Here is a 12,891-nt window from a genome sequence, read left to right as displayed (position 1 = left end):
GTACGGATCGACGGATCCGATAAGGCCTGCGCCAGATCTGCGACCTTTGAGCGATAGAGTTCCGACAGGTTCGGGTGTAGGCGCACCGGTGAGGGCACAGGCTCGGAGAGCTTTGCGTCAAGCTCGGCGATCTGCGCTTCGAGTTCTTCGAGCCGCGTTTGAAGCCCTGGGGTGCGAATGCCTTCTGCAATCGCGTCATAAAAACCACTCAGTTTGCGCGCCGCTTTGTCCCGCTCGGATTGCAGGCGGGTCCGGGTTGTCTCCACTGCGCCTGCTTCTGCGTTAGCGGCTTCGCTGAAGGATTTGACAAATGTGGCCACAGCGTCGGGCTGCATCAGACGTCGGCGCAGCAAATCCAACACAGCGTCTTCCAAGACGTTGCGGCGAATGGATTGCCTGTGCGTGCAGGTGCCGAGCTTGCGGGCAGCAGAGCAGGCGAGGTAGTCGCGCCCGACTGTCGCGAGCGGCCCTCCGCAGGTGCCGCAGAATGCAAGACCGGTCAGATGAGGCTGCTCAATTTGCTGAAACTTGTTTTGATGCCCACACAAAGGGCAGAACGGACCACGGCTCCCATAGTAGGCGCACATGTCTCACTATTAAATTTTGCTTGTCCTCCTTGACGGACCACTGCGCCAAATGTTGCCATGGGCGGGCATTCAGCTGGCCTGGGAGGCTCAAATGAAATTTTTTCTGACATCGACAGCAATTGTTTCTGTCGCATTTTTTGCGACCTCTTCCAAAGCTCAGGAGTCCGCGCAAGGTGGGCAGGTCGGGGAGATGACCATATCGGTAGACGATATGCGCGAACCCGCGCCCGCAGATTTCTCGCCTTATGCCGGGCGCGACTTTCCGACTCGTCCCCTGTGGGGCGATACCCACCTGCACACGTCCAACTCGCTGGATGCGCGTGGATTTGGGGTCATCCTGAGCCCGGATGACGCTTATCGATTTGCACGGGGTGAGGAGGTCACGACATCACACGGCCTCCGCGTACAACTTTCGCGTCCGCTCGACTGGCTTGTTGTTTCCGATCATTCGGATGCCATGGGGGCAATGAATGAAATCATTGCGGGAAACTCAACGCTGATGCGTGATCCAACGCTTCGAGATTGGAGCGAACGACTTAATGCAGGTGGAGACGTTGCTCTCGGTGCGACTATGGAGGTCATTGAGACATTTGCCGGGATTACCGGGGAAGCCCTTCCCGAGGCTGTGTCGGATCGCAGGTTCGTGCAGTCCGTTTGGGACGAGTTCACGCAAACTGCCGATCATCACGACGACCCCGGTACGTTTACTGCGTTCATCGGATACGAATGGACATCCACCGAAGCCGGCAACAACCTCCATCGCAACGTGATTTACCGTGATGATGCCATTCGCGCACGGCAGATGCTGCCCTTCACGACCGCAGAAACCTTTAATCCGGAAAAACTGTGGGACTGGATGGAAACATATGAAATGGAAACCGGCGGTCGTGTTCTGGCCCTTGCCCACAACGGCAACGTTTCCAACGGCCTTATGTTTCCGGTCGAGACCAATCCGGAAACGGGTGAGCCTTTGACGGCGGACTACGCTGAACGGCGCGCGAAATGGGAGCCAATGTACGAGATCACCCAAATCAAGGGTGATGGGGAAACCCATCCGTTCCTAAGCCCGAACGATGAATTTGCGGACTATGAAACCTGGGATAAATCCAATCTTGGCCCGACGCCCAAAGAAGATTGGATGCTTCAGTACGAATATGCCCGCGAAGCTCTGAAGAACGGTCTCAAGCTGGAAGCGCAACTTGGCACCAATCCGTACAAATTCGGTGTCGTGGGTTCGACCGACAGCCATACCGCGTTGGCGACGGCGGAAGAGGACAATTTCTTTGGCAAGCACTCAGGCGTCGAGCCGGAGCCCGGTCGATGGCAGCATGTCGTAGGTGAATTTGACGCGTTGAGGATCCTCGGCTGGGAAATGGCAGCCTCTGGCTACGCGGCGGTTTGGGCCGAAGACAACACGCGCGAAGCCATATTCGACGCCATGGAGCGCAAAGAAGTTTATGGGACAACCGGCAGCCGCATAACAGTGCGTTTCTTTGGTGGTTGGGACTTCACAGAGGAGGACGCGCGGTCACGTCTGCCTGCCGAAATAGGATATGACAAAGGCGTTCCCATGGGCGGCGACCTCTCGGAAGCGCCCGAGGGCGCGGATGCACCGACATTCCTTATTGCTGCTCTCAAGGACCCGTATTCCGGCAATCTCGACCGTGTTCAAGTTGTGAAGGGTTGGGTAAATGCCAACGGCGACACGGAAGAGCAGGTGTATGACGTGGCGTGGTCGGGAGACAGGCAACCGGATGCCGATGGCAATCTACCCGCAGTGGGTAACACCGTGGATGTCGCAACGGGTACGTTCACCAACTCAATCGGTTCTCCGGAGCTGTTGACGGTTTGGAAGGATCCCGACTTCGATCCTTCATTGCGGGCATTCTACTACGTTCGTGTTCTGGAAATTCCGACGCCCAGGTGGACAGTTTACGATGCCGTTCGGTTCGGGGACGAACTGCCCGCAGATGTGCCTACCTCAACACAGGAGCGCGCGTACACTTCGCCAATCTGGTATACTCCAGAAGGCTGAGATGTCCGGCAACCGACTTTGACTGTGACCGAAGCCCCTTAGCTCCCAAGGCAGCGTCACAAAGCGAAATCCGTCCTTTCAGGCGGTTACTTGGGGCTCGAAGTTGATTGTGGATTGAGCTGCTTTCGGCCAAGACGGTCAGACACAAAGACCGCAGGTGCGAGAAAGGCTCAATCGGCCTCTCTCGGTGGATTGTATCGCGTGTAGGAATAAGTCCAATGCCACCAACCTCGAACTTCGTCAGGCTTCGTATTCAGAGCGTTGCGGAGGCCAGCGAATGGGTACTCTCGGACGGTTTTTCGAAAGTCAGCTGTATTCGTCGAAAGCGCGCTTTCGAATCGTCGAACTTCTTTCAACCAGGTTTGCCTCTAACCTTTCAGGCTCAGGTCTCTCCTGAGTGGAAATCCAACGCGCCAATGCGATCGCTGACCTTTCACCCATTGTTGAAACTGGAAGATGAACTGTTGTGATGGAAGGTACGGCCACGGCAGAGCTTGGCAGGTCATCCAGGCCCATTAAAGACACCTCGTCCGGGACACTGATGCCGTTGGATTGAAGACCAAACAAAACCCCTAGTGCCACAACGTCCGACAGACACAGGATCGCATCTGGTTTGACCGACCTGTTGACGATGCGTGCAGTAGCCTCGGCGCCGCCCCGGAGGTTTATTTCGGTTTCAACTGTCGTTATCTCGCCATCCCAATTCAGCTCGTGCAGCCCGGAAAGTCGGGCCTGTGTTCGGTCATTGTTGTGAACAGGGCCGTGAACAACTGCAATCCGCCGGTGTCCAAGCTTAATCAGATGCCGTAGGGCCAATTGTGCCGCGGCCTTGTTATCGTATCCAATCGTTGGAAAAGGGTTGGAGCCGTCAAAGTATGATGTGACGATCGTGGGGATTCTTGTGCGCTCGATCAGGTCGTGAAATTCAGCGGCGTGTGTTGCGCCAGTAATGATCAGCCCTTCAGCCCCGATATCAACCAGCCCCTTCGCCTTTTCGGCTTCAACCTCCAGGTCTGACTCAGTTGTGGCTACGATCAGTGAAAGTCCATCTTGGGACAGTCTGCGTTCGAGCGCGGCAAGAAACCGAGCGAATATGGCATTGTCCAACGTTGGTACCAGCGCACCCACGAAACGGGTCCGACCAGAGTTGATTGCTCTGGCGGCCGCGCTGGGGACGAATCGAAGATCCGCAATTGCTTTCTGAACTTTCTCCAGAGTTTCCTTTTTCACAACACCCGGTTCGTTCAGCACCCGGGATACGGTTGCGACCGATACGCCCGCTGCTTTCGCAACATCTCTGAGATTTGCGCGTTTTTTCAACGTCGGGTCTTTCTGTGTCACGTGGTATCGCGCCTATTTTTTCAACCTTCAACGAAAGTGTTGACATATGTAACTAGTTTCATCAACCTCTGTAACTAGTTTCATAAATGAGAATCCTACGGCAACATGCATGGTTCCGCTGTCATACACGAGTTCACGAATGCCGGGTTTGTTAGCCCGGGACGCAGATTCCCGGGCTTTCCGAAGGCCTCGGGTGTCCGAGAATATGTGCTGGCGCCACGCGACGCGCACTGTGTTGAAGCCGCCGAGGGCGACCTGCTGTCATTTGAGGCGACATCGCAGGGTTATCCGCTGGACATTGTTGCGTTTGCCGATGGGAGGCCTGCGCTTGCTCGACTTAAACTGCAAGCGAACGGAGCGGTTGATCAGGGTGCATTCAACAGCGACCCTTTTGCAGGTTGGATTGGTACAAATCGCGGAGATCCAAGGCAGGAAGTCCCGTGTTTCAGGCTAATGGCCTCATCAGAACCGCTGGTGTTGCGTGTCGAAAAACGCGTGACAGTTTGGTTGATCAGGCCAACGCTCATTTCTGGCTTGGTTGAGGGAACCGATACCGGATGCGTTACGGTCTCCCATCAATGTGCAGCCTCAAACCAGCCTCAGCTGCCGCCACTTCTGGGAGATGTCCGGGACGAGTTTACTGTACCGAGAGGAACGGCGCTGGCTTACGAATTGAAAACGGGCGAATTCGTTCAGATCATCGACGTGGAAGGGCAGCAGTGCTCGGACTTCATGGTGCTTCGTTCCGATGAGCTGGAACGCGGAATTGAATGGATGATCGACTCGACGGCGACGCGATCAATGGTGCGACGCGCCTATCCTGGCCCCGGGTTGCTGGACAAGTTCTACGATCGTGAGATGCGACCACTTCTCAATGTGGTGCAGGACACCTGTGGGCGCCACGACACTTTCGGTCTGGCTTGCACCGCCCGAGGTTATGAAGAGCGCGGCTTTCCCGGCCACGTGAACTGTTCCGATAACATGTCCAATGCGCTGGCGCCTTACGGTGTCGCGCGTCGTTCGGCCTGGCCCGCGATCAATTTTTTCTGGAACACATGGGTTGATCCGGCGACGCATCACATTCTGACCGAGGAGTCCTATTCCCGCCCCGGTGACTATGTCGCCATGCGCGCTATGGAGGACCTGGTGTGCGTTTCGACCGCTTGCCCGGACGATATTGACCCGATCAATGGCTGGAACCCGACGGATGTGCACGTCCGCATCTACCGCCCAGAAACGCCGATCCGCCGTGCGGTTGCCTATCGTGAAAAGGAAGATGCCCCGATGTCGATCAGTCAGGAATCCGCATTTCATGATCGGCTGGCCCCGTTGACCCAACAATTCGCGCCTGCACGTGATCTATGGGCACCAGTCAGTTTTCCGGCGCACGGCACCTTGGGTGAATACTGGGCCTGTCGTGAGACCGTGACAGTTCAGGACATGAGCGGGTTGCGCAAATTCGATATTGTTGGCCCGGACGCCGAGAAACTGCTGCAGCAGGCAACAACTCGCAACGTGGCGAAGCTGCCGGTCTGGCGTGGGTCTTACACGTTGATGTGTGACGAAAGCGGCTCGGTTATCGATGACGGCACGCTTTTCCGTCTTGCGCCCGAAATCTTCCGTTGGTGCTGCGGATCCGAGGAAAGTGGTCGTTCGCTGCAGGCATTGGCGACGGATATGGGCCTGCAGGTTCGGGTGCACGCGATGCGGAACGCGATGCCAAACCTTGCCATTCAGGGGCCAAAATCCCGCGATTTGCTGCGCAAGATCGCCTTCACTCAGCCACACGTGCCTTCGCTGGACCACCTGAAGTGGTTCGGGGTCACAATTGCCCGGCTCAATGATCGCGATGGTGCGCCATTCATGCTCTCACGCTCGGGTTATACCGGGGAACTGGGTTACGAAGTCTTCTGTTCCAAGACCGACGCGCTAGCGATCTGGGATGCGGTGATGGAGGCGGGTGAAGAGTTTGGGATCACACCCATGGGCTCGGCTGCGCTGGACATCATCCGGATCGAAGCCGGATTGGCCGCGGCAAATGCCGAGTTTGCGCCGGGCGTCGACGCGTTCGAGGCCGGTTTGGACTTCGCGGTCGATCTGAACAAGGCGAGCTTTACGGGCAAATCTGCGCTTGAGCGAAACGCGCGAGAGCCGCGCCGCTTGCTCAAGGGATTGTTGATCGGGTGCGATGATGTGCCTGCTCATGGCGCTTCGGTCTTTGCTGGCGAACGGCAGGTGGGCGTGGTCACTTCGGCCATCCGATCACCGATGCTTGAACACGCGATCGCCATGGCGCGGCTGTCGGTCGAGCATGCCGAGAACGGCACGCAACTTGAAATTGGGCAACTCGACGGGCGGATGAAACGCCTGGGGGCAACGGTATCGGACATTCCATTCATAGACCCGCAACGCAAGCGGGCGCGCGTCTGATGGCGCATCCAACACAACGCAACGGGAGAATTTGATATGAAGAAACTGACAACACTCACGGCAACACTGGCTTTCGCCTTGGGTGCTACTTCAGCGTTGGCGCAAGACAAGGTCATGGTGGGCGAACCCAGCTGGCCCGGCGCCAAAATCATGAGCCGCGTCATCGGGCAGGTTATCGAAACGCGTTTGGGCGGAGAGGTGGGCTATGCGCCGGGCGCCAACGCCGTGATTTTTGCCGCAATGGATGGCGGGCGAGGGGACATTGATGTACACCCCGATGTCTGGTTGCCGAACCAGTCTTCCTTCACCGATGAATACGTCGACCAGAAAGGCACCGTCGCGCTGTCTTCAGGCAGCTACGAGGGCCGGGCGGGGATTTGTGTTCCGAACTACATGGTCGATGATCACAGCATCAAATCGATCTATGATCTGGCCACACCTATGGCCCAGGAATTGTTCGACTCTGACGGCGATGGCATGGGCGAAGTTTGGGTCGGCGCGTCGGGCTGGGCCTCAACCAACACCTTTAAGGTGCGTGTGCGCGACTATGGTATCGAAACGTTCCTGACTCCGACAACCGAAGATGAGACGGTGTTCTATTCCCGTCTCAAGGATCAAATCGACCAGAAAAAAGGCGCCGCTTTTTACTGCTATGCGCCGCATTATGTGCACGCGCTGTATGATGTGACAATCCTTGAAGAGCCCGCACACGACGCGGCCACATACAAGATGGTTCAGCCGGATCAGGACGCGGATTGGTACAACAAATCGCATGTCAGCACAGGCGAGCCTGTGAAAACCGTGACGGTTGCCCACTCCAAATCTCTGGAGCAGCGCAATCCGGCCGCAGCTTCTTTTCTGAGCAACATCAACATGAATGCCGATCAACTCAGCGGCCTAACCTACGAAGTTGTCGTTAAAGGGCGCGAAACGGATGAAGTTGTGGCCGAATGGATCGCCGCCAACGGCGATACCGTCGACGGCTGGCTGGGCCTGAAAACCAACTGATACCCAGCGCCCCCGGCCAGGTTGTCGGGGGCACATTCTGAAAGCTAGACCAAGGTGGGGCCAGTATGACAGCGGATATCGCAATCGATGCGCGCGGCGTGTGGAAAGTGTTCGGAGCACGCGCGCGGGACGCACTGAAGGCCATTCACAGTGAAGGGTTGAGCAAGGCCGAGGTGCTGGAGCAGTTCAACTGCGTTGTCGGCGTCGCTGATGCCAGCTTTGAGATCGAGCGCGGCGAGCTGTTTTGCGTCATGGGCCTGTCCGGGTCCGGTAAATCGACCCTTGTGCGCCACGTGAACCGTCTACTGGAACCTACCGACGGCCATATCTACCTGGACGGCGATGACGTGATGGGCCTGAACGACGACGGACTTCGCGATTTGCGGAACCGCCGCGTCGCCATGGTGTTCCAGAACTTTGGCCTGATGCCCCACCGCACGGTGCGCGATAACGTGGCCATGCCTCTGGAAATTCGCGGCACCGGCAAGGCGCGTCGCTGGGAAGAGGCAGATCGCGTTCTCGAACTGGTAGAGCTCAATGGCTGGGAAGACAAATACGCACATGAGTTGTCCGGTGGCATGCAGCAGCGTGTCGGCCTTGCCCGGGCGATCGCTGCAGACCCCGAAATCCTGCTGATGGACGAACCATTCTCGGCCCTCGATCCGCTGATCAGGAAGCAATTGCAAGACCAGTTCATGGAACTCAGCCACAAGCTCAATAAAACCACGATGTTTATCACCCATGACCTTGATGAGGCGATCCGTATCGGCCACCGCATCGCGATCATGAAGGATGGGCGCATCGTTCAGATCGGCACGCCGGAAGAAATCATCCTCAATCCCGCCGACGATTACGTCGCCGATTTCGTCGCCGGCATTTCCAAGCTCAACATGATCTTTGCGCACTCGGTGATGAAACCGGTCGACGAATTCGAGGCCCATCACGGCGAAGTTCCCAATGACGCCAAAGAGGCCCATCCCGACATGGATCTGTCCGACCTGATGAACCTTTGTGTCGAAGGGCACGGAGTGGTCGCAGTCACCCAAGACGGCAAGACCGTGGGCGTGATCAACCGCGCAGGGCTTATCCGCGCCATTCAGAACAGTCAGGCCTAAGGGGACAACGATGAAACACGTTGATGCACAGCAGGTCAAACCCGAAACTGCCGACCGTCTGGAAGGTTTGATCGCTGATTTTGTCGGGCAAAGCCAAGCGTATTACCAAAAGACCTTTGCCTATATGATGCAGGCGCCGGGTTATCGGTTCACCCTGAACAAGGCTGCCGCCGTTCTCGGCCCGATCTGGTTCGGCGCGCGAGGCCTCTGGTCCTGGTTCCTGGGCTTTCTGGTGCTTGAAACACTGGCTTACATTCAGGTCGGCTTGGGTCTATTCGGTGATCTGGGGCGGGAGTTTCGCGAACGGGCCGATCAGATTGAACAGACTCTGGCGCTGCGTCGACAGCAGATCGAGGCGGCGGAACAATCCGGCGCTGCGTCGCTGGATTCCCTAAAACGCGCGGCAGAGTCGCTGGAAGGCGCCCTGGCCGGAGCGCAGGAAGCCGCACAGAGCGCAGACTCCACCGGTATCACCTATCTGGCGGTCGGGCTTTTCCTGCTGCTAGCGGTCAAACTCCTCGCGGCGTCGTTGGCCAACTGGACGCTGGAAGGTCAGTTCGCGCGCTGGCGATCAGATTCCAGCGTGGCTCATGGATGGTCTGTGCCCCGGATGATCGTCGCGTCCGTGCTGACCCTGGTTGTCGTTGTTCTCTCTGCCATCAAGTTTGCGCAACCTGATGCGCTGTCTGTTCTAAAGACCTTTCCGACAAACCGGGATTGGCGGCTCAACGTGGGTGACGGCGTACAGGCCGTATTCGAGTGGACCAAAACAGCCGGACGCGGTTTCTTCGATGGGCTGACCTACGGAATGCGCACCCTTCTGGACTGGATCGAAGTGGTTCTGGTCGACACCCCTTGGCCGGTCGTGGGACTGGTCATAATCATGCTGGCTTACCTTTCCGCTGGCCCGCGCGTGGCAATTTTCACCGGTGCGGCATTGGCTTATCTCGGCCTGCTGGATTTCTGGGAGAAGGCGATGACAACTATTGCCCTGCTGGGAGCCGCTGCGTTGATCTCGATCACGCTGGGTATTCCGCTTGGCATTTACTGTGCACGCCGCCCCCGCGCGTTTGCCATCGTGCGGCCAATCCTGGACTTCATGCAATCGATGCCGTCCTTCGTGTATCTGATCCCAGTTGTCGCCTTCATCGGGTCTGGCAAACCTGCCGGAGTCGTTGCGACAATGATCTTTGGAAGCCCACCGGTGATCCGCTTTACCGTCCTGGGTCTGCAGCAAGTGCCGGAAACCGTGCGCGAGGCTGCCCTCGCATTTGGCGCAACGCCGCGCTATCTGCTGTGGAAAGTAGATCTGCCGCTGGCGCACAAGACCATCATGGCTGGCGTCAACCAGACCATACTTATGTCACTTGCCATGGTCGTTGTTGCATCACTGATCGGTGCGAAAGGCCTGGGCGAAGATGTGCTGGAGGCTCTGCAATATGCTGCCGCTGGGCAAGGCATACTGGCGGGTCTGGCAATCCTCTTCTGTGCTCTCATTCTGGACCGCATTGTGGCAGGCAAGAAATGACCACGGCTTTCCGGTAGCACCGGTTTGGCTGCTTCCAGTTTTCGGATCTGGTGGTTCGGCATGTAGGAACAGTGATCGGTTCAGGCATTCACGGCAAGATGCTTGGTCAAGTGAAAACGGACCGGTCACCGATGAGCGGCAAAATATTGATTTGTCGTTGATGTTTTCTGTTATTCGTCAAAACCAAAAGCCGTGAAATCCCTCTAAGTACCGCGTGCGCCAGCTTGACGTCGCGGGGCAGACCAGGGTGTGATAGAGTATACTCAGGTTAAAAAATCTGCTGTTACTTATGTTTAGATGCCAAACTCATCAATTCCGTCGCGGCTTGCGGATGGTTCTTTGCTTTTTCTGGGGTCTGGTACTTTGCCTGAGTATTGCGACATCAGCCGAGGCAAAGCGCGTGGCGCTTGTAATCGGCAACGCACAGTATGACCATGTTTCGGACATTCCCAACTCGGCCAATGACGCCAGGGACGTAGCCGCCGCGCTTGGGCGGATCGGGTTTGTTGTCACCCAAAAATACAACCTCGATTACCGAGACATGCGGCTTACCCTTCGGGATTTTTCCGAGGAAACAGACGACGCAGATATGGTGCTGGTCTACTTTGCGGGCCACGGAATCGAAATCGACAATACAAACTATCTGATACCCACAAACGCGGAACTCAGAAGTGACAAGGATGTAGAGTTCGAGGCCATCCGGTTGGAGACAATGCTGAATTCAGTTTCAACGGCCAAAGGCTTGAAACTGGTTCTTGTGGACGCCTGCCGGAACAACCCGTTCGTGTCGCAAATGGTCCGAACCACGGCGACCCGGTCGATTGGCCGGGGATTGGGGCGTATCGACCCGGGCGGCGTGCTTGTCGGGTTTTCCGCGCGCAGTGGGACGCTGGCATTGGATGGCGTGGGCCGCAACAGCCCTTACGCGCAGGCTTTGCTGGAGCATATCGAAGTGCCCGGTCTGGAATTGGGAAAGCTCTTCCGCAAAGTGCGGGACACAGTTTTTGACCTGACCGAGGGCTATCAGGAGCCGTTCACCTATGGCTCACTGCCCGGGCGCGACATCTTCCTTGTCCCCGCAGCAGTCAAGGCTCCTAAAGCCGAATTAGAGCAAAGCTCTGCGACCACAGAGCCCCTCCCTGCTGACGAGCGCGAAGACGCGGCTCAACGCGTCCTGCGCGAAGCACTGAAGCTGGAAGATGACAGTGTGAAAAACGGCGCATTGGAAATGATCGCGCAACTCTACCCGAACACGAGGGCCGGACAGTACGCTGGCGAGGTCGCTGGCGCGATTGGCAATCAGGCTCAGCCAAAAACGAAGGCCTCGGATGACCAAAGGAATGCAGGCGACCTGTCCTTGATGTCGAAGAATACAGCCGACCAGGGGGTTCGGGAGAATGCGCTACAAGACATGGCGCCGGAAACCGAAACTGCGTTGAACTTAAGCCGAAGCGACTATCGAAGTATTCAGCGCGGTCTGAATGCTCTGGGCTATTCCGCCGGACCAGTTGACGGGATATTCGGTGCGCGGTCTCGCACGGCCTTGCGTCGCTTTCAGGGGCAAAGCGGTTCAGAGGGAACCGGATACCTGACCGAGAAAAGCTATGCTGTTCTGAAAAACATCGCGAAACCCGAACCGCCACTTTATAGCAATGTGCAGCCTGACAGCCGCGTATCAGTGGCGTTGCCAAGTTCCCGTGCCGAGGCGTCCAGCCCGCTATATGGGGATTATGTCATCGATATCAGCCGGCGGGCGAACCCTAACGGCAAGGACGCAGGATCAGGTACAAAGCTGGTCTTGCGATTACACTTCCGCAAGTCCGCCCACGGGTTTCAGTTGATCAGTGCTCAAGAATTCGCCAAGGGCGGCGCGTCGCGGCCCAAGAGCTATAGCGCATCGCTTTCTGATAGCGGTCAGTTGCGCGTGTCCGGCCGCACGAATTATTTGTTCAAGAGTTCGATTGTTGTAGGTTTCTCGATAAGTCAGAACCTGCCGCCAGATTTTTCGGCGGGAAGGTCGCTGACCAGCACGCAGGGCAGATTTGACAAAAACTGGTTTGTGGATGTCAGGATTACGAAAAGATAACGCTCATCATGGCTGGCCGACTTTATTTTCAGGCCTCACGGCCTGCACTGTCGGAAGACGTAAGCAACCGAAGTTGATACGCGGACGGGAAGGCTTTGGTGCGCCCGCTATGACCAGGTTTGTTAATCCCAACGGTAATTGAAGCTGACGCTGATCCGTTCGTCCTCGGCCATGTTCATCGGAACCTCATGGCGCAGCCAGCTTTCCCACAGCAACACGTCCCCCACCTTCGGCTTTACATAGATGAACGGCTGCAAGTCGCGCCGACAACCCTTGAGGCGTGTGGGGGCGGCCATCATGCGGCCGGACCGAGGGTCTTCCAGTTTCAGCGCGCTGGCGCCTTCTGGCATCGCGACGTACGTTGTTCCTGAGATCACGCTGTGAGGGTGCAGGTGGCTGGAGTGCATCCCGCCTCCGGGCAGGATGTTGATCCACAGATCCTCAAGCTTCAGTTCTCCTTCGCCCAGGTCAAACTCAAGATCCTTGGCAAACGCGGCCACGTGCTGATCCAAAACCTTGACCAGATCGGCAAATATTGGGAACCGCCATGGCAGATCGGTCAGGGAGGCGTAGCTGGTATAACCGGGATAGCCGTTTTCCTCACACCAGTCCTGTCCGGCCTCATCATCCTCGGCGATGACCAAGCAGGAATTTTCCAGCTCTTCCGGGTCGATTTTCGGATCGAATTCAGAAAGGGCAGCGCGGTAGAGGCGGGTGACGAAGAGTGAATCAATCTGTGGCATGGGCCGGGCATAACCCAG

General features: G+C 57.0%; 9 protein-coding genes. 6 read left to right on the top strand and 3 right to left on the bottom strand.

Features of this window, described 5'->3' with window-relative positions; genetic code table 11:
- The coding region (locus ACR0FE_RS16435) for a recombinase zinc ribbon domain-containing protein (RefSeq protein WP_480913952.1) at positions 1-587 on the bottom strand (587 nt) is incomplete at its 3' end.
- A 91-nt stretch (positions 588-678) separates the two neighbouring features.
- Between ACR0FE_RS16435 and ACR0FE_RS16430 the strand changes: the two genes are divergently transcribed.
- The gene (locus ACR0FE_RS16430) at positions 679-2,622 is read left to right on the top strand and encodes a DUF3604 domain-containing protein (RefSeq protein WP_480913950.1); all 1,944 of its coding nucleotides are present in this window, start codon (positions 679-681) and stop codon (positions 2,620-2,622) included.
- 306 nt (positions 2,623-2,928) lie between these two features.
- Here ACR0FE_RS16430 and ACR0FE_RS16425 read toward each other — a convergent pair whose 3' ends face one another.
- Positions 2,929-3,963: a LacI family DNA-binding transcriptional regulator gene (locus ACR0FE_RS16425; RefSeq protein WP_480913948.1), complete on the bottom strand. Its 1,035-nt coding sequence runs from the start codon at positions 3,961-3,963 to the stop codon at positions 2,929-2,931.
- A 105-nt stretch (positions 3,964-4,068) separates the two neighbouring features.
- On the opposite strand from ACR0FE_RS16425, the gene ACR0FE_RS16420 reads away from it, so the two are divergent.
- From ACR0FE_RS16420 to ACR0FE_RS16400, 5 genes are all read left to right on the top strand, one after another.
- Positions 4,069-6,393 (top strand): DUF1989 domain-containing protein, encoded by a 2,325-nt coding sequence (locus ACR0FE_RS16420; protein ID WP_480913947.1) that lies wholly within the window; start codon positions 4,069-4,071, stop codon positions 6,391-6,393.
- Between the two features lie 36 nt (positions 6,394-6,429).
- Positions 6,430-7,401 carry an ABC transporter substrate-binding protein gene (locus tag ACR0FE_RS16415; protein WP_170615789.1) on the top strand — a complete coding sequence of 324 codons (972 nt, stop codon included), beginning with the start codon at positions 6,430-6,432 and terminating at the stop codon, positions 7,399-7,401.
- Positions 7,402-7,466: 65 nt separating this feature from the next.
- Entirely contained in the window at positions 7,467-8,516 is a 1,050-nt protein-coding gene (locus tag ACR0FE_RS16410; RefSeq protein ID WP_170806960.1) for a quaternary amine ABC transporter ATP-binding protein, read from the top strand.
- A 10-nt stretch (positions 8,517-8,526) separates the two neighbouring features.
- Positions 8,527-10,044, top strand: a complete 1,518-nt coding sequence (locus ACR0FE_RS16405; protein ID WP_170615793.1) for an ABC transporter permease subunit — start codon at positions 8,527-8,529, stop codon at positions 10,042-10,044.
- 400 nt (positions 10,045-10,444) lie between these two features.
- Positions 10,445-12,130 (top strand): caspase family protein, encoded by a 1,686-nt coding sequence (locus ACR0FE_RS16400; protein ID WP_480913944.1) that lies wholly within the window; start codon positions 10,445-10,447, stop codon positions 12,128-12,130.
- A 122-nt stretch (positions 12,131-12,252) separates the two neighbouring features.
- Here ACR0FE_RS16400 and ACR0FE_RS16395 read toward each other — a convergent pair whose 3' ends face one another.
- Positions 12,253-12,873 carry a 2OG-Fe(II) oxygenase family protein gene (locus tag ACR0FE_RS16395; protein WP_480913942.1) on the bottom strand — a complete coding sequence of 207 codons (621 nt, stop codon included), beginning with the start codon at positions 12,871-12,873 and terminating at the stop codon, positions 12,253-12,255.
- Positions 12,874-12,891: the final 18 nt, after the last annotated feature.

Source organism: Ruegeria sp. K7 (assembly GCF_056531785.1).
This window is presented reverse-complemented; position numbering and strand designations above follow the sequence as displayed.

Excerpts from the sequence above, each read along its gene's own strand:
- ACR0FE_RS16430 (WP_480913950.1), top strand. The coding sequence starts at position 679 with ATGAAATTTTTTCTGACATCGACAGCAATTGTTTCTGTCGCATTTTTT.
- ACR0FE_RS16420 (WP_480913947.1), top strand. The coding sequence starts at position 4,069 with ATGCATGGTTCCGCTGTCATACACGAGTTCACGAATGCCGGGTTTGTT.
- ACR0FE_RS16415 (WP_170615789.1), top strand. The coding sequence starts at position 6,430 with ATGAAGAAACTGACAACACTCACGGCAACACTGGCTTTCGCCTTGGGT.
- ACR0FE_RS16410 (WP_170806960.1), top strand. The coding sequence starts at position 7,467 with ATGACAGCGGATATCGCAATCGATGCGCGCGGCGTGTGGAAAGTGTTC.
- ACR0FE_RS16405 (WP_170615793.1), top strand. The coding sequence starts at position 8,527 with ATGAAACACGTTGATGCACAGCAGGTCAAACCCGAAACTGCCGACCGT.
- ACR0FE_RS16395 (WP_480913942.1), bottom strand. The coding sequence starts at position 12,873 with ATGCCACAGATTGATTCACTCTTCGTCACCCGCCTCTACCGCGCTGCC.